Genomic DNA, 16,385 nt, shown 5'->3' with positions numbered 1-16,385 from the left:
GGCTCATAGGTTGAAGCCATGACGACGAACACGAACACCGCCGCAACCGACGCCACCACCGGGATCGCCGCCGCCGAGGCCGCCCGCACCCGACTGGACTTCGCGAAGGCCGCGCCGAAGGTCTTCCGCGCGATCATCGGCTTCGACGCCGCCGCCCGCGAGGGCCTCGACCCCGCGCTGGTCGAGCTGATCCAGATCCGCGCCTCGCACCTCAATCACTGCGCCTACTGCCTGCACATGCACACCAACGACGCCCGCAAGGCCGGTGAGAGCGAGGACCGGCTCCACATGGTCGCCGTCTGGCGCGAGGCCCGGCACTTCTTCACCCCGAAGGAGCAGGCCGCCCTCGCCCTGACGGAGGCGGTCACCCTGGTCGCCGACGGAGGCGTCCCGGGCACCGTCTACGCCGAGGCCGCCGCCCACTTCGAGGAGCAGGAACTGGCCCACGTCCTCGCCCTGATCCTCACGATCAACACGTGGAACCGCGTGGCCCTGGCGACGGGGAAGGTGGCGGGCACGGACGAGCGGAAGGGTTGACCGGCCGCCTTCGCGGTGTCCTGCCACAACGAACGGTGACGACACCCGTCGGCGGACAGCTCCACCGTCATCGGCCGATCCCTCGGAGAGACCGGCTACACCCTCATCGGCCGATCCCTCGGAGAGACCGGCGCCGGCAGCTGTGAACTGCCCGTCAGATAGCGGTCGACGGCCGCCGCCACCGCCCGCCCCTCCGCGATCGCCCAGACGATGAGCGACTGTCCGCGCGCCGCGTCCCCGGCGGCGAACACCCCGGGGACGTTGGTCGCGAAGCCGTCGTCCCGGGCGATTGTGCCGCGCGGAGTGAGCGCCAGCCCCAACTGCCCGATCATCCCGTCCTCCTGGTCCGGCCCGGAGAACCCGAGGGCGAGTAGCACGAGGTCGGCGGGGAGCGTCCGCCCGGTGCCCGGCAGCGGGCGGCGCAGCTCGTCGACCTCCACCAGATGCAGCGAGCGCACGTGCCCGTCGGCGTCCCCGGCGAAGCGGAGCGTGGACGCCGCGAACAGCCGCGCGTCCGCGTCCGCCGCCGGTGCCGTCCGCAGCTCCCGCGCCTCTTCGTGCGCCGCCGACAGCCGGTAGATCTTCGGGTACGTCGGCCACGGCTCGGTGTCCTCGTCGCGGTCCTCACCCGGCTGCGCGTAGATGTCCAGCTGGGTCACGGACGCGGCCTCCTCGCGCACCGCGGTCCCCAGACAGTCCGCACCGGTGTCCCCGCCACCCACGATCACCACGTGCTTGCCGGCCGCCGACAGCGGTGAAACCTCCAGATCCCCTTCGCACACCCGATTGGCCAGCGGCAGATACTCCATCGCCTGGTGTATCCCGTTCAACGCCCGGCCCGGCACCGGAAGTTCCCGCCACGCCGTCGCACCCGTGGCGACGACGACCGCGTCGTACCGCCCGCGCAGCTCCACCGCCCCGACATCCCGCCCGACCACCGTCGACGTACGGAACTTCGTGCCCTCGGCCCGCATCTGCCCGATCCGCCGCTCCAGATGGCTCTTCTCCATCTTGAACTCGGGAATGCCGTATCGCATCAGCCCACCGAGCCGGTCGTCCTTCTCGTACACGGCGACCGTGTGCCCGGCCCGGGTCAGCTGCTGCGCCGCGGCGAGTCCGGTGGGCCCGGAACCGATGACGGCGACCGTCCGGCCCGACAGCCGCTCGGGCGGCCGTGCCGTGACGAAACCTTCCGCCCAGGCCCGGTCGGCGATCGCGCACTCGACGTTCTTGATGGTCACGGCCGGCTGATTGATCGCGAGCACGCACCCCGCCTCACACGGCGCCGGACACAACCGCCCGGTGAACTCCGGGAAGTTGTTCGTCGCGTGCAGCCGGTCGCTCGCCGCCCGCCAGTCCTCCCGCGAGACCAGGTCGTTCCACTCGGGGATCAGATTGCCCAGCGGGCAGGCCTCGTGGCAGAACGGTATGCCACAGTCCATGCAGCGGTCTGCCTGCTTGCTGATGATGGGCAGCAGTGCTCCCGGGACGTACACCTCGTCCCAGTCCCGCACCCGCTCCTCGACGGGCCGCCGCGGCCACTCCTGGCGCGGCGTGGTCATGAAACCCTTGGGATCGGCCATGATCGTCGCCACTCTTCCGGGACTCTTCCGGCCACGATACGTCCGCACCGCGGGTCGCGCAGAGTGGCGGACAGCGCTTTCTGGAGGTGCTGCGGCCACTCGCCCGCGGGGCTGCGGCCAAGAACGGGGCGAGGTGGGGGGACGGGCCAGGTGCGGCTCAGGTGAGGGCCAGGACGTAGACCAGGGCGGCCGCGGCGGACGCGGCGGTGCGGACGTGGTTCCAGAACGTCCACTCGCGCACATACACCGGCCAGTACACCGCGGCCTCCGGCGCGCCCGCCGTCAGCCGGGCCAGCCTGTCGTTGCGGGGGACGTTCGCCACCACCGTCAGCCCGAACACACCGAACAGATACAGCGCGCTGCCCAGCAGCAGTTCGACCGTCCCCTCCTCCGGCCACACCACGAACGTCACCACCGCGATCACCGCGCTCAGCACCGCCGCACCGCCGAACACCGTCATGAAGGCGGGCCGTACCGCCGCGACGTTGATCGCGTTCATCGCCGCCACACCCTGCGCGGGCGGCAGCGCCGCGAGCCCCCGCATCACGAACGCCGAGAAGGCGCAGAACACCCCAGCGACCAGCCCGGTACCGAGGATCCCGGCCACGACCAGCACGAAGAACGGCCCGCCGATCATCTCCACGCCCTCATCTCGTCTCGTCCCACCCCGCCTCTGTCCCTGCCCTTCCGGTCCGGTCAGCCGACGTCCGTCCCGGCGCCCTGCCACGCCCGCAGCACGCCCTCCACGGACGGCGCGATCCGGCGCCGCGCCTCGTACCGCGGCACCCCGCTCATCAGCAGCTGGTCGTACGGCGTGTCCACGTGCCGTACGGCCGCCACGACCGCCGAGATCACCGCCCCCTCCGTCAGCGCCCGCCCGGCCGCGCTGCGCCCGACCCGCCCGCTGCCCCGCACGGACGCGTGCGCCGCGACGGCCCGGGCCCGCTCGGCCGGGCAGCCGGGCAGCAGCCGGAGGATCTCGGCCGCGAACGCCGCCACGAACCGCTCGTCCTCCGCCGCCCTGCGCCGCGCGTCCCGCGCCCGCCGCCGGCGCCGCGCCTCGGCGTCCGCCAGACAGCGGGCCTCGGCCCGGGCCAGCGCCGCCTCCTCCACGAGCACGCCCTGCCGCTCGTACCGGCTCTTGCGCCGATTGAACCGCACCACCACCGCCGACAGCGTGCTCTCCTCCCGCGATCTGCGGGTCAGCGCCGTGTCGCCACGCGGCAGGAACACCAGGTGCCCGAGGTCGGCACAGTCCAGACAACGCGGTGCCCCGTCCTCCAGCACCAGCAGCGACAGCGGCCCGCCCCGGCACGTGGCACACCGCTTGCGCTTCGCACTCTGGACGACGACAAGCCGTCCGGGGGAGTGGGGTGTTGACGTCACGGGAAGGCCCATACGCGGTACTTTCCCCGCGGCCGCCCGCTGACTCCGTGTTCCTACCTGTCGTCCTCCTTCTCGCCGCGCACGTTGAACACCGAGACCCGAGTACGGTGCCGCACGGGGGACTGGATCTCGTCCACCACCGCCACCGCGAGATCGGCGTACGACAGCCACGGCTCGCCCCCGCCGTCGTTCCCGTCACCGCCCTCGCCCCCGCCGCCCGGCCCCTTGCCGCCGGGCAGCCGCTCCCCGCCGACGCGGTACCGCCCCGTGCGTGGCCCGCCGTGCTCCAGGAACCCGGCGGGCGTCAGCATCACCCAGTCGACGGGACCGTCCGCGCGTTCCCGCAGCCGCCGCAGCCCGGCGGTGTGCGCCAGCGCGAAGGGCCGCAGCGGCGGCGGGAAGGCCACCGGGTCGTCCATCACCATCCGCCCGTCCGCACCGAGCAGATTCGCCCCCAGCCCCACCGCGACCAGCCGCGTCACTCCGGCCGCGCCCAACCCGTCGAGCAGTGCGTCGGCGGCCCGCATGAAGAACCCCGGGTCGACCGAGCCGACCGCCTCCTCGGGCCCGCTGAACGGCGAGACGGCGTGCACGGCACCGGCATGCCCGGCGGCGGCCCCGGCCACCGACCCGGCGTCCAGGACATCACCCCGTACCACCGTGACGCCCTCCGCGCCGAGATCCGGATACCGCGCCGGATCCCGCACCACCGCCGTCACCGTGCACCCCCGCGCCAGCGCCTCGGCCGTCACCGCCCGCCCGGCCCGGCCTCCGGCACCGAAGACCACGATCCCCGTCATCCCCAACCTCCGTGTCCTGCTCGGCTGTTCGCTTCGGACCAGGACGTTAGGGAGCGGACCCCCGGTTACTTCAACGGTATCGGCGCTACCCTCGACGAATGACCGACGCGCCTCGCGGGACCTGGACGGGGACGAGGACCGGGACGAAGACTGGGACGACCGATGAGCCTCGGCGGGCAGCCGACGAGCCTCGACGGGCAACCGGCGCGTTTCGGCAGACGGCCGGCGCGTCACGACCGGCGGGCAGCGCGCCCCAGGTGGCTGATGCATCCCGGCCGTTGACTGACGGGTCTCGACCGCCGGCCGGTGCCCCCCGGCCGAGGGCCGATTCTTCCCTGCCGCCGGCGGGCGCGATGGACGCCGGCCGGCCCGCGCCTCTCGATCCCGATATGTTCCACCCCCTCTGTCCGTCCTCCGTGGTGCCCTTCCGCGTGGGCGACAAGTGGGCCGGCATGGTGATCCGCTGTCTCCAGGACGGCCCGCGCCGCTTCGGTGAACTGCGTGTCCCGCTCAGGGCCGTCACGCCCAAGGTCCTCAGCGAGACCCTGCGCGCCATGGAGCGCGACGGACTGGTCACCCGCACCGCCTACGACGAGAACCCGCCCCGGGTCGAGTACGCCCTCACCCCTCTCGGCCGCACACTGATCCCCCTTCTCGACGCGGCCCGCGACTGGAGCGAGACCCATCTCCCCGCTCTGCTGGAGGCCCGGCGGGCGTCGGCGGACCAGGGCTGAGCCGACCGCCCCACGCAGGCCAGGACCGTCCCCAACCGGAGCCCCCCCGTCCCCCGGCAGGCACCGCCACCTCCTTCTCCGCCACCCGGCATCATGGGCCCTGTGCGACTCGAAGCGATCACCTGGGACCGGCTCGCCGAACTGCTGGCCGACCGGCTCGCCGGACTGGCGCCGGCCGACGGGGGCGCCTGGCCGCGCGTCGGCTTCGACGGGGCCCCTGCCGCGCGTCCCGGGGGCCTCGCCGAGCGGGTCGGCGAGGCGCTGCGCGTGCGCGGCCGGCCCTCCCTCGTGGTCGGCGCCGAGGGTTTCCTGCGCCCCGCCTCGCTGCGCCTCGAACACGGGCGACGGGACGCGGAGTCGTACTACGGCGGGTGGTTCGACACCGGCGCCCTCTGGCGTGAGGTCTTCGGCCCACTCGACCCCGGCGGCAGCGGGCGCGTCCTGCCCGACCTGTGGGATCCGGCCACCGACCGCGCCACCCGTAGCCCCTACGTCCAACTCCCGCCCGGCGGGATCCTGTTGCTCCACGGACCCCTCCTGCTGCGCCACTGGTTCCCGTTCGACCTGACCGTGCACCTCCTCCTCTCCCCGGCCGCCCTGCGCCGCCGTACCCCCGAGGCCGAGCACTGGACGCTGCCCGCCTTCGAGCGCTACGCGTCCGAGACCGATCCCGCCGGTACGGCGGACGTCCTGGTGCGCGCCGACGACCCCCGCCGTCCCGCCTGGAGCGGCTGATCCGAGCGGGCCCGCCGACAGGCCTCGCCGCTCAGAGCCAGCCGTTGCGCCGGAAGCCCCGGTACAGCGCCACGCACATGCCCACCATGACGGCCATGGCCAGCGGATATCCGAACCGCCAGTGCAGCTCCGGCATGTGGTCGAAGTTCATGCCGTACACACCGCACACCATCGTCGGTACGGCGATGATCGCGGCCCAGGCGGTGATCTTCCGCATGTCCTCGTTCTGGGCGACAGTCACCTGCGCGAGGTGGGCCTGGAGGATGGAGTTGAGCAGTTCGTCGAACGCCGCTATCTGGTCCTTGGCCCGGATCAGATGGTCGAGCACATCGCGGAAGTAGGCCTGTATCTCCGGGGGCACGACCCGTATGGGCCGGGTGGCCAGGTCCTCCACCGGGCGGCCCAGCGGCACCACCGCCCGCTTCAGTTCCAGCAGTTCACGCTTCATCTGGTAGATCCGGCCGGGGTCGAGCCGTGCACCGTCCTCCGAGAACACCTCCGTCTCGACCTGGTCGATGTCGGCCTGCACCGCGTCGGTGACGCTCAGATAGTCGTCCACGACATGGTCGGCGATCGCGTGCAGCACGGCCGCCGGTCCCTTCGACAGCTGATGCGGATGCGCCTCCAGCTCCTCGCGCAGCGGGCCCAGCGAGCCGTGCCGGCCGTGGCGCACCGTGATGACGAAGTCCTCGCCGACGAACACCATGATCTCGCCGGTGTTCACCACCTCGCTGGTCGCCGTCAGCCGTTCGTGCTCCACGTAGCAGACGGTCTTGAAGACAGCGAACAGCGTGTTGCCGTAGTGCTCCAGCTTCGGGCGCTGGTGGGCCTCGACCGCGTCCTCCACCGCCAGCGGATGCAGGTCGAACAGCTCGGCGATCCCCGCGAACTCACGGTCCGTCGGCTCGTGCAGCCCCAGCCAGACGAATCCCTCGCCGGTCTTGCGCACCATCCTCACGGCGTCCACGAGATCGGTGCAGCTCGGCACGCGTACGCCGTCCTGATACGTGACGCAGTTGACCACCGAGGAGCCCAGCGGTGACCTGGCGGGATGGCTCAGGTCCACGCGGGGCCGCCGCCGAGCCAACCGCGCCACCTTGCGCAGGCCGGCGGCCCTGCCCAGTCCCGTGACCTTGCGCAGATTCCCTGCCATGGACATCTGGATCCCCTCGCATGGATCTCCTCGCGTAACGCTTTCGCGCCTTGCCCGAGCAGTGTGCCAGCCAAGAGCAAAACGCGGGTAAGCCTGTGGGAACAGGAAGTTCCGCTTGGTTCCCGCCTGTGGACAGACCACCGTTCCCCGGTCGCACGCCCCGTTCCCTCCCGCGTCCGGGCGTCAGCAGATCCGGACAAGCCGGGTGGCTGGGATGATCCTCACATGACACGATCCGACGGGTACCTCCTGGACAACCGGCAGAACGAGGCGGGGCAGCGCTTCGACGCCTTCGCCGCGCTCTTCGACCCCACGACCTTCCGGCACCTCGAGGGCGTCGGCGTCGGACCCGGCTGGCACTGCTGGGAAGTCGGGGCCGGCGGCACCTCGGTGGTGTCCTGGCTCGCCGAGAAGGCCGGTCCCACCGGCAAGGTCGTCGCGACCGACATCGACACCTCGCTGGTCTCTGCCGTGGCGCACCCGCCGGTGGAGGTCCGCGTCCACGACGTGGGCACCGAGGAACCGCCGGGCGAGGGCTTCGACCTGGTCCACGCCCGGCTGGTCCTCGTCCACGTCCCGGACCGGGAAAGGGCGTTGCGGTCCATGATCCAGGCACTGCGGCCGGGCGGGTGGCTACTGCTCGAGGACGCCGACCCCGCCCTCCAGCCCCTGATCTGCCCCGACGAGTACGGCCCCGAGCAGCAACTCGCCAACCGCCTCCGTCAGGGCTTCCGCAAGCTCCTGGCCGAACGGGGCGCCGACCTGTCGTACGGCCGCAAGCTCCCGCGCCTGCTCCGCGAGGCCGGGCTCGTCGGAGTGGAGGCCGACGCGTACTTCCCGGTGACCTCACCCGCCTGCACCGCCCTGGAGGCCGCGACGGTCCGTCAGATCCGTGCCCGCCTCGTCGCCGCCGACCTCGCCACCGATGAGGAGATCGACCAGCACCTGGCCAACGTCGAGGCCGGTTCCATGGACCTGGCCACCGCACCGATGATCTCGGCGTGGGGGAGAAAGGCGTAGGGGGCTGCGGCTGAGCGTGTGGAGGGGAGGGCCCAACTGCTCTGGCCAGGTGGGCGAAACGGCTTGGGCCCAGCCGCTCTGATGGGGCGTGCGAGCCGCGAGGTATCCACCGTGACGCGCGTTCCGGGGCAGAGGCTGCGGCAGCCACGGGGGGCGTGTGCGGTGCCGGGCATCCGCCGCCGTCACGCGGGCGCGCGTGGTGCCTGGCAGTCGGCCGTCGCTGTCTGGGCGTTCGTGGTGCCGGCCAGCCGGCCGCAGCCGCGCGGGCGTATGTGCCGAGAGTCCGCCGCATGCGCCCAAGCGCCCACACGCACGGGCGTGCGCGGCGCCAGGCATCCAGCCGCGGCTGTCCGGGCGTACGGCGTACCAGGCAGTTGCCGCAGTTGCCAGGGCATGCGCGGCGCCTGGCATCCCGTCGCCGTCTCCCGATCGTGCGCCGCGTCCGGTCGCCTCCCACAGCCATCCCTGGCCGCACACCCGACCCGGCCGTCTAGCGGTCCCGCCCCTGAGTCGGTGGCCTGGCCCCCACCCGTCCCACCGCCTCCGCCCCCGCCCGGCACCCCGAAGCCGCCGCCTCCTCCGGGTCCGCGCCCGCGAGCAGTGCGGCGAGGAACGCGCCGGTGAAGGCGTCACCGGCGCCCGTGGTGTCCTGGGGGACCGCCGGTGTCGCGGGGATCCGGATCGGTGCGGCACCGGTTCGGGTCACCAGTGCCCCGTCGGCGCCCGCCTTGGTCACCACCAGCGGCACGAGACGGCTCAGCTTGGCCGCCGCGTCCACCGGGTCCGACAGGCCTGTCAGCAGGCAGGCCTCGTCCCGGCTGGGCAGCAGCACGTGCAGCCCCTCCGCGAACGCGAGGAACCGGTCCACGCCCAGCCGCACCAGGAAGCCCGCCGACGCCGGATCCAGGCTGACCGGCACACCACGCGCGCGTGCCGCCACGAGGGCCGTGCGCGCCAGTTCCCGGCTCGACTCCGCGAAGAGCAGGTAACCCGAAAGATGCAGCCGGGCGACCCCGTCGAGCAACGTGTCGGACCAGTCGGCGGGTTCGAGCCGCAAAGACGCCCCGCTGTCCGTGAGGAACGTGCGCTCGGCCGCCGCCCCCGTGTCGACGAGACAGATCACCGTCCCGGTTGCCGCCTCCGGATCGACCACCAGCCGGGGCCGCACCCCGGCCGCGACCAGCTCCCGCTCGTGCCACGCGACCGTGTCCGCGCCGACCCGCCCGAGCAGCCGTACGTCCGCGCAGCCCGTGTGGGCGGCCCAGCAGGCAACGTTCGCGCCCGCGCCGCCCGGCAGCGTCCGGATCGCGGCGGCCGTGTCGGTGCCGGCCGCGAGCGGCCCCCGGTGCCGGGCGACGATGTCCGTGACGACGTCTCCGACGACCAGCAGGGCCCCGTTCCGGCCCGCGGTCACCCCCTGGTCCAGGCCGTGGCGATCCGCGCCGCCAGCCGTACGTTGCCGCGCACGGCCGCCAGATTGGCGCGCAGGGAGGCACCGTCCGTGTGCCGGACCAGATAGTCCAGCAGGTACGGGGTCACCGCCTGCCCGCTGACCCCCTGCTCCGCGCAGGCGCGCAGCGCGTCGGCGAGCACGCGCGCGTGCACCTCGGGATCGAGCTGTTCCGCCTCGGGAACGGGATTGGCGACGATCAGCGCCGACTCCGGCGCGTCGAGTGCGTCCTGGGCCCGCATGACCTCGGCGACCTGCTCCGGGCTGCCCAGCGTCCAGTCGACCGGATGCCCCGAGTCGGACAGATAGAAGCCGGGGAATCGGTCCGTGCCGTACCCGGCGACGGCAACCCCCAGCGTCTCCAGCCTCTGCAGTGTCGCCGGCACGTCCAGGATCGACTTCACGCCCGCGCAGACCACCGTGATCCTCGTGCGTGCCAGCAGACCCAGGTCGGCCGACTCGTCCTGCGTCACCGTCCACTCCCGGTGCACACCGCCCAGCCCGCCCGTGGCGAACACCCGGATGCCCGTGAGCGCCGCCAGCTGCGCCGTCGCCGACACCGTCGTCGCCCCGCTCACACCTCCGGCCACGGCGAGCGGCAGGTCACGGTGGCCCAGCTTGCGGATGCCGTCCTCGTTCGCGATCCGCTCCAGCTGCTCCTTGTCCAGCCCCACCCGCGGGCGGCCGTCCAGGACGGCGATGGTCGCGGGCACGGCGCCCTCCCGCCGCACCGCTTCCTCCAGTTCCAGCGCCACCTGCAGATTGCGCGGGCGGGGCAGGCCGTGCGCGATGATCGTGGACTCCAGGGCCACCACCGGCCGGTGTGCGTCGATCGCTTCCCGGACCTCTTCCGACACCACGAGCACCACGCGCATCGCCTCCTGTCCGTCGGCCTCGTCTCTGGATCTCTGGCGGGTGCCGGCCGCGGCTAAACGCTTGCGGCCTGTGGGAGACGCCACCAGCCTGGGCCGCATGACGAAGAACAGCACGCGTCTCGACCACGTCGTCCTGTGGGTGACCGATCCGGTGGCTGCGGCCCGCTTCTACGCGGACGCCGTCGGTCTGGAGCCCGTGAGGCTCGCCGAGTACATCGAGGGAAAGGTGCCCTTCCCCTCCGTACGCGTCAACGAGGAGACCATCCTGGACCTCGCCCCGCACACCTTGGTGGGCCGTATGAGGATGCTGCCTGGCGCGGCCGACAGCGCCGGCCACCCGGTCAACCACGTCTGTCTGGCCCTGCCGGCCGAGGCCTTCGACGCCCTGCGCGCCCGGCTCGAGCGCCACGGCGTCCCGTTGTCCGACATCGGCCACGACTTGTCCGGCGCCCGCGGCAACGCCCCGCGCACGTTCTACTTCCGGGACCCCGACGGCAACGTCTTCGAGGCCCGGCACTACGACGAATAGCCCGGGGACCGGCCGACGGTCAGAACAGCGGCTCGGGCAGCACGCCCTCCAGGGCGAGCAGCTTCCGCTTGGTCTCCAGCCCGCCCCCGAAGCCCCCGATGCCGCCGTCGCTCTCCACCACGCGGTGACACGGCACGACCACCGGCAGCGGATTGGCGCCCATCGCCGCGCCGACCGCCTGCGCCCCGCCGGGCTGCCCGACCCGCCCCGCGAGATCGCCGTACCCCACCACCGAGCCGTACGGCACTCCGGCGGCCAGCTCGCGCAGCACCTGACGGTTGAACCCGGAGATCAGCGACCAGTCCAGCGGCAGATCGAAGCCGTGCCGCTCGCCCGCGAAGTACGCGCGCAGCTGGCGTATCGCCTCGGCCAGCAGCGGCGAGTCCGGATCCTCGACGGGGGCGACGCCGAGCCGGGACCCCAGCCGCTCCAGGGCCCGGTCGCGCACCGCGTCCGTGGCGTGGAAGACGACGTTGACCAGGCCGTCGCGGGTCGCGGCCAGCATCAGCGGGCCGATGTCGGTGCCGACGACGGCCCACACCACCCGCTGCTCATCCTGCCCTTGGCTGTCCATGCGACCACGGTACGGCCCGCCACTGACAACGCCCGCCCGGCTCAGCCCGAGCCCAGCGCCGCCCGCACCACGTCGGGCTTGTTGGTGATGATCCCGTCGACGCCATAGCCCGAGGCCTTGCGGGCGTCGGCCGCGTCGTTCACCGTCCAGGCGAACACCTTGAGCCGCTTGCCGTGCGGCCCCTTGAAAGCGTGCACGGCCGCGACGTAGTCCCGCGAGAGCGAGCTGTACGAGGGATTGATGAGATCGGTGAAGTGCGTGTACTGGCGCAGCTGCGCCACCTTGGGCGAGCCGAGGAGGGCCGTGGTGACCGCGGGCTTCAGCTCGTGCACGGTCCGGATGCTGTCGGCGCTGAAACTCTGCACGATCAGTCGCCCCAGATGGCTCCTATCCAGCCAGCCCTCGTTGCCGAGGAGCTTCAGGATCTGCTGCTCCATGCCCGGGTACAGCTCCGGGTTCTTGACCTCCAGGAGCAGCTTCTCGTGGTTGTGCTCGATCCGGCGCATGTACTGCGTGAGGGTCGGCACGCGCGTGCCCGTGTACGCGGGGGAGTACCAGCTGCCCGCGTCCAGCCGGGCGATCTCGGCCGCGGTGAAGTCCTTCACCTTCCACGGCGCCCGGCCGGGGAAGACCTGCTCGACGTTCGTGGTGCGCTTCAGGCTGTCGTCGTGGATGACGACCAGTTCGCCGTCCTTGGTGCGCTGGACGTCGTTCTCGACCCAGGTGAAGCCCAGCTGCGCGGCCTTGTCGATCGAGGCCAGGGTGTTCTCGGGAGCATAGGCGGAGGCGCCCCGGTGCGCGATCACCGTGGGCGCGATGGAACTGCCGGCCCGGGCGTCGGAAGACGGGCTCAGCAGGACCGCCACGATCCCCAGGGCCGCGACGGCCGTGACGGCCACTACGCGCGCGTGCATGCAGACTCCTCGCGTCCAGCGAACATCGACTGCAACAAGAGTGACAGCAGATCGTCAGTGTTACGCGCGCGCATGACGGTCACACATCGCAGGCAGATGTCGACGTCCGCTCACCGGGACCGCACAACTGCGGCAACGCCGTGTTTCTTTGCCGGAAAATCGTTCGACCATTCCGGTGGGAGTCATACTCTCTGCGACAACCCTGACCGCGCGCGGTCCTGGGCCGGGGGAACATTTCAGGTATTCCGGGACGCAAGAGGGCGGAAGGGCAGCCGCGGATGCAAGGCACGGTCGACGGATTCAGCTACGGGGCCGTCACCCCGTTGGTGGCCTATCTGATGGCCTGTCTGGGCGGTGCCCTCGGTTTGCGGTGCACCACGCGGGCGCTGCTGGTCACGCACTCCTGGCGGCCCGCCTGGCTGGCCCTCGGCGCCGCCGCGATCGGCTCCGGCATATGGACCATGCACTTCGTCGCCATGATGGGCTTCGCCGTCAAGGAGACACCGATCCACTACGACAAGTCGATCACCTACGCGAGCCTCGGCCTCGCGATCGTCATGGTCGGCGTCGGCATCTTCATCGTCGGCTACCGGGGCGCCGCCGGCACCGCGCTCTTCACCGGCGGCACGATCACCGGTCTGGGTGTCGCCTCGATGCACTACCTCGGCATGGCCGGCGTCCACTTCCACGGGCGGTTCACCTACAACACCCTCACCGTCGCCGCCTCCGTCGTCATAGCGGTGGTGGCCGCCACCGCCGCCCTGTGGGCCGCCGGACGCGTGCAGGGCTTCCTGTGGAGCGTGGGGGCCAGCCTCGTCATGGGACTCGCGGTCAGCGGCATGCACTACATGGGCATGGCAGCCCTGCGCGTCCACCTCGACGGCTCCGCCCACACCGCCGGAGGCGCGCCGGAGCCGTCCGTGCTCGCGCCCATGCTGATCGGCCCACTCGCCTTCCTGCTCCTCGCGGCCGTCGTCGTGGTCTTCGACCCGCTGATGGTGATGGGCCGGCCCGTCCGCAGGATCGTCGAGCGCAAACCGGGTGTCCCGGCCACCGACGTCGCCTCCCACCCGACCCGCCGGCCCGCGCTCCACGAGAATCGCCGGCCCGAGCACCACGGCTCCCGGACCAGGTAAAACACCTGATCGGGGCCCGTTGTCAGTGGGGGGTCGTACGGTGGATGGCATGCGGCCCGTTTCCCACATCGAACGCACGGTGGCGCCTTTCGAGGTCGTCAGCCCCTACCAGCCCAGCGGCGACCAGCCGGCGGCCATCGCCGAGCTGGCCAAGCGCATCGAGGCCGGTGAGAAGGACGTCGTCCTGCTGGGCGCGACCGGCACCGGCAAGTCCGCCACCACGGCGTGGATGATCGAGAAGCTCCAGCGCCCCACACTCGTGATGGCGCCGAACAAGACGCTGGCCGCCCAGCTGGCCAACGAGTTCCGCGAGCTTCTGCCCAACAACGCGGTCGAGTACTTCGTCTCGTACTACGACTACTACCAGCCCGAGGCCTACGTCCCGCAGTCGGACACCTACATCGAGAAGGACTCCTCGATCAACGAGGAGGTCGAGCGCCTGCGCCACTCGGCGACGAACTCGCTGCTCACCCGCCGCGACGTCGTCGTGGTCGCCTCGGTCTCCTGCATCTACGGCCTCGGTACTCCGCAGGAGTACGTGGACCGGATGGTCCCCCTGCGGGTCGGCGACGAGATCGACCGGGACGAGCTGCTGCGCCGTTTCGTCGACATCCAGTACACGCGCAACGACATGGCCTTCACCCGCGGCACCTTCCGGGTCCGCGGCGACACCATCGAGATCTTCCCGGTCTACGAGGAGCTGGCCGTCCGTATCGAGATGTTCGGCGACGAGATCGAGGCGCTGTCCACGCTGCACCCGCTCACCGGCGAGATCATCAGCGACGACCAGCAGCTGTACGTCTTCCCCGCCTCCCACTACGTCGCCGGTCCCGAGCGCATGGAGCGGGCCATCAACGACATCGAGAAGGAGCTGGGGGAGCGCCTCGCCGAGCTGGAGAAGCAGGGCAAGCTCCTGGAGGCCCAGCGCCTGCGGATGCGCACCACGTACGACATCGAGATGCTCCGCCAGATCGGCAGCTGCTCCGGCGTGGAGAACTACTCGATGCACTTCGACGGCCGCTTGCCCGGCTCCCCGCCGAACACCCTGCTGGACTACTTCCCGGACGACTTCCTGCTCGTCATCGACGAGTCGCACGTCACGGTCCCGCAGATCGGCGCCATGTACGAGGGCGACGCCTCCCGCAAGCGCACCCTCGTGGACCACGGCTTCCGCCTTCCGTCCGCCCTGGACAACCGCCCCCTGAAGTGGGAGGAGTTCCAGGAGCGCATCGACCAGACCGTGTACCTGTCGGCCACCCCGGGCACGTACGAGCTGTCGCGTTCCGACGGCGCGGTCGAGCAGATCATCCGCCCCACCGGTCTCGTCGACCCCGAGGTCGTCGTCAAGCCCACCGAGGGCCAGATCGACGACCTGGTGCACGAGATCCGCAAGCGCACCGAGAAGGACGAGCGCGTTCTCGTCACCACGCTCACCAAGAAGATGGCCGAGGACCTCACCGACTACTTCCTGGAACTGGGCATCCAGGTGCGCTATCTGCACAGCGACGTCGACACCCTCCGCCGCGTCGAGCTGCTGCGCGAACTGCGCAGCGGGGAGTTCGACGTCCTGGTCGGCATCAACCTGCTCCGTGAGGGCCTCGACCTGCCCGAGGTGTCGCTGGTGGCGATCCTGGACGCCGACAAGGAGGGCTTCCTGCGCTCCGGCACGTCGCTGATCCAGACCATCGGCCGCGCGGCGCGCAACGTCTCCGGCCAGGTTCACATGTACGCCGACAAGATCACTCCGGCGATGGAGAAGGCCATCGAGGAGACCAACCGCCGCCGGGAGAAGCAGGTCGCCTACAACAAGGCGAACGGCATCGACCCGCAGCCGCTTCGCAAGAAGATCAACGACATCGTCGCGCAGATCGCCCGCGAGGAGGTCGACACCGAGCAGCTCCTCGGCACCGGCTACCGCACGTCCAAGGACGGCAAGGGCGCCAAGGCCCCCGTCCCGTCGCTGGGTGACAAGGCGGCCAAGGGCGCGAAGGCCGGGAAGGCCGCCAAGGGCCAGGCGGTGCCCACGGACCGCCCCGCGGCCGAACTCGCCGAGCAGATCGAGGAGATGACCGAGCGGATGCGCGCCGCCGCCGCGGAGCTGCAGTTCGAGATCGCGGCCCGGCTGCGCGACGAGGTCTCGGAGATGAAGAAGGAACTGCGCCAGATGCGGGAGGCAGGCCTCGCCTGAGCCGCCGACACCCTGCCGGACCTCGGCATACGCGCCAAGTGTTGCAACACCGACACAAAGCGTGGGCCGGGGTTCGGCACTGTCGGTGCGCCTGCGTAGGGTTTTGGGCAACCGCGCACTGCGCGGCAACAGGGGACCATCGAGAGGGGATTCAGCGGTGTCCGTCAACTTGAGCAAGGGTCAGGCCATCAGCCTGGAGAAGAAGGACGGGGGCACCCTGACCGCGGTCCGCATGGGGCTCGGCTGGCAGGCGGCCAAGCGGCGCGGCCTGTTCGGCTCCCGCACCCGCGAGATCGACCTGGACGCCTCGGCGGTCCTGTTCGCCGAGAAGCAGCCTGTCGACGTCGTCTTCTTCCGCCACCTGGTGAGCGACGACGGCTCCGTCCGCCACACCGGTGACAACCTCGTCGGCGGCGCCGGCCAGGGCGGGGACGACGAGTCGATCCTGGTGGACCTGCAGCGCGTCCCGGTCCACATCGACCAGATCGTCTTCACCGTGAACTCCTTCACCGGCCAGACCTTCGAGGAGGTGCAGAACGCGTTCTGCCGCCTCGTGGACGAGACCAACGGGCAGGAACTCGCCCGCTACACGCTGAACGGCGGCGGTAACTTCACCGCCCAGATCATGGCGAAGGTGCACCGCGCGGGCTCGGGCTGGACGATGACCGCCCTGGGCACCCCGGCCAACGGCCGCACCTTCCAGGACCTGATGCCGGCGATCCTGCCGCACCTGTAGGACCGCCCGCTCGACCGGCAGCGCGTACGACACAA

Annotated in this window: 17 protein-coding genes; 8 read left to right on the top strand and 9 right to left on the bottom strand. The window is 71.5% G+C overall.

Annotated features, from left to right (window positions below):
* Positions 1-18: 18 nt before the first annotated feature.
* Positions 19-537: a carboxymuconolactone decarboxylase family protein gene (locus ACH47Z_RS01120; protein ID WP_399069160.1), complete on the top strand. Its 519-nt coding sequence runs from the start codon at positions 19-21 to the stop codon at positions 535-537.
* Positions 538-632: 95 nt separating this feature from the next.
* Here ACH47Z_RS01120 and ACH47Z_RS01115 read toward each other — a convergent pair whose 3' ends face one another.
* The 4 genes from ACH47Z_RS01115 to ACH47Z_RS01100 form a co-directional block, all read right to left on the bottom strand.
* On the bottom strand, positions 633-2,120 hold the full coding sequence (locus tag ACH47Z_RS01115; RefSeq protein WP_399069158.1) for a glutamate synthase subunit beta: 1,488 nt from the start codon (positions 2,118-2,120) through the stop codon (positions 633-635).
* 157 nt (positions 2,121-2,277) lie between these two features.
* Positions 2,278-2,757 carry a DUF1772 domain-containing protein gene (locus ACH47Z_RS01110; protein WP_399070334.1) on the bottom strand — a complete coding sequence of 160 codons (480 nt, stop codon included), beginning with the start codon at positions 2,755-2,757 and terminating at the stop codon, positions 2,278-2,280.
* 59 nt (positions 2,758-2,816) lie between these two features.
* A complete protein-coding gene (locus tag ACH47Z_RS01105; protein WP_399069157.1) occupies positions 2,817-3,518 on the bottom strand; it encodes a DUF2293 domain-containing protein in 702 nt (233 codons plus the stop codon).
* Positions 3,519-3,559: 41 nt separating this feature from the next.
* The gene (locus ACH47Z_RS01100; RefSeq protein ID WP_399069155.1) at positions 3,560-4,306 is read right to left on the bottom strand and encodes an NAD(P)-dependent oxidoreductase; all 747 of its coding nucleotides are present in this window, start codon (positions 4,304-4,306) and stop codon (positions 3,560-3,562) included.
* A 389-nt stretch (positions 4,307-4,695) separates the two neighbouring features.
* Here ACH47Z_RS01100 and ACH47Z_RS01095 point away from each other — a divergent pair, with 389 nt between their 5' ends.
* Positions 4,696-5,040: a winged helix-turn-helix transcriptional regulator gene (locus tag ACH47Z_RS01095; protein WP_399069154.1), complete on the top strand. Its 345-nt coding sequence runs from the start codon at positions 4,696-4,698 to the stop codon at positions 5,038-5,040.
* A gap of 102 nt (positions 5,041-5,142) precedes the next feature.
* Positions 5,143-5,775, top strand: coding sequence for a uridine kinase (locus tag ACH47Z_RS01090; RefSeq protein WP_399069152.1), 633 nt, complete (start codon positions 5,143-5,145; stop codon positions 5,773-5,775).
* A gap of 31 nt (positions 5,776-5,806) precedes the next feature.
* On the opposite strand, the gene corA is transcribed toward ACH47Z_RS01090, so the two are convergent.
* Complete coding sequence (gene corA / locus ACH47Z_RS01085; protein ID WP_399069150.1) at positions 5,807-6,934, bottom strand: magnesium/cobalt transporter CorA; 1,128 nt, start codon at positions 6,932-6,934, stop codon at positions 5,807-5,809.
* Between the two features lie 219 nt (positions 6,935-7,153).
* On the opposite strand from corA, the gene ACH47Z_RS01080 reads away from it, so the two are divergent.
* Positions 7,154-7,948 carry a class I SAM-dependent methyltransferase gene (locus ACH47Z_RS01080; protein ID WP_399069148.1) on the top strand — a complete coding sequence of 265 codons (795 nt, stop codon included), beginning with the start codon at positions 7,154-7,156 and terminating at the stop codon, positions 7,946-7,948.
* Between the two features lie 490 nt (positions 7,949-8,438).
* Here the strand turns inward: ACH47Z_RS01080 and ACH47Z_RS01075 are convergent, their stop codons facing one another.
* Together ACH47Z_RS01075 and ACH47Z_RS01070 are read right to left on the bottom strand one after the other, a co-directional pair.
* Positions 8,439-9,362, bottom strand: coding sequence for a carbohydrate kinase family protein (locus ACH47Z_RS01075; protein ID WP_399069146.1), 924 nt, complete (start codon positions 9,360-9,362; stop codon positions 8,439-8,441).
* On the bottom strand, positions 9,359-10,267 hold the full coding sequence (locus ACH47Z_RS01070) for a pseudouridine-5'-phosphate glycosidase (protein ID WP_399070333.1): 909 nt from the start codon (positions 10,265-10,267) through the stop codon (positions 9,359-9,361). The genes ACH47Z_RS01075 and ACH47Z_RS01070 overlap by 4 nt, the downstream gene beginning before the upstream one ends.
* 103 nt (positions 10,268-10,370) lie before the next feature.
* Between ACH47Z_RS01070 and ACH47Z_RS01065 the strand changes: the two genes are divergently transcribed.
* Positions 10,371-10,802: a VOC family protein gene (locus tag ACH47Z_RS01065; RefSeq protein WP_399069144.1), complete on the top strand. Its 432-nt coding sequence runs from the start codon at positions 10,371-10,373 to the stop codon at positions 10,800-10,802.
* 19 nt (positions 10,803-10,821) lie between these two features.
* Here ACH47Z_RS01065 and ACH47Z_RS01060 read toward each other — a convergent pair whose 3' ends face one another.
* Together ACH47Z_RS01060 and ACH47Z_RS01055 are read right to left on the bottom strand one after the other, a co-directional pair.
* Complete coding sequence (locus ACH47Z_RS01060; RefSeq protein WP_399069142.1) at positions 10,822-11,376, bottom strand: methylated-DNA--[protein]-cysteine S-methyltransferase; 555 nt, start codon at positions 11,374-11,376, stop codon at positions 10,822-10,824.
* A 41-nt stretch (positions 11,377-11,417) separates the two neighbouring features.
* Positions 11,418-12,290 carry a glycerophosphodiester phosphodiesterase gene (locus tag ACH47Z_RS01055; RefSeq protein ID WP_399069140.1) on the bottom strand — a complete coding sequence of 291 codons (873 nt, stop codon included), beginning with the start codon at positions 12,288-12,290 and terminating at the stop codon, positions 11,418-11,420.
* A 278-nt stretch (positions 12,291-12,568) separates the two neighbouring features.
* On the opposite strand from ACH47Z_RS01055, the gene ACH47Z_RS01050 reads away from it, so the two are divergent.
* The 3 genes from ACH47Z_RS01050 (at position 12,569) to ACH47Z_RS01040 (ending at position 16,350) form a co-directional block, all read left to right on the top strand.
* A complete protein-coding gene (locus ACH47Z_RS01050) occupies positions 12,569-13,426 on the top strand; it encodes an MHYT domain-containing protein (RefSeq protein ID WP_399069138.1) in 858 nt (285 codons plus the stop codon).
* A gap of 49 nt (positions 13,427-13,475) precedes the next feature.
* Positions 13,476-15,614, top strand: coding sequence for an excinuclease ABC subunit UvrB (gene uvrB, locus ACH47Z_RS01045; RefSeq protein WP_399069136.1), 2,139 nt, complete (start codon positions 13,476-13,478; stop codon positions 15,612-15,614).
* Positions 15,615-15,771: 157 nt separating this feature from the next.
* Complete coding sequence (locus ACH47Z_RS01040) at positions 15,772-16,350, top strand: TerD family protein (RefSeq protein WP_399069134.1); 579 nt, start codon at positions 15,772-15,774, stop codon at positions 16,348-16,350.
* The last annotated feature ends 35 nt before the right edge of the window (positions 16,351-16,385 follow it).

Origin of the sequence: Streptomyces sp. NPDC020192 (assembly GCF_044388685.1) — a bacterium.
In the GTDB taxonomy this organism is placed as follows: Bacteria; Actinomycetota; Actinomycetes; order Streptomycetales; family Streptomycetaceae; genus Streptomyces.
This window is presented reverse-complemented; position numbering and strand designations above follow the sequence as displayed.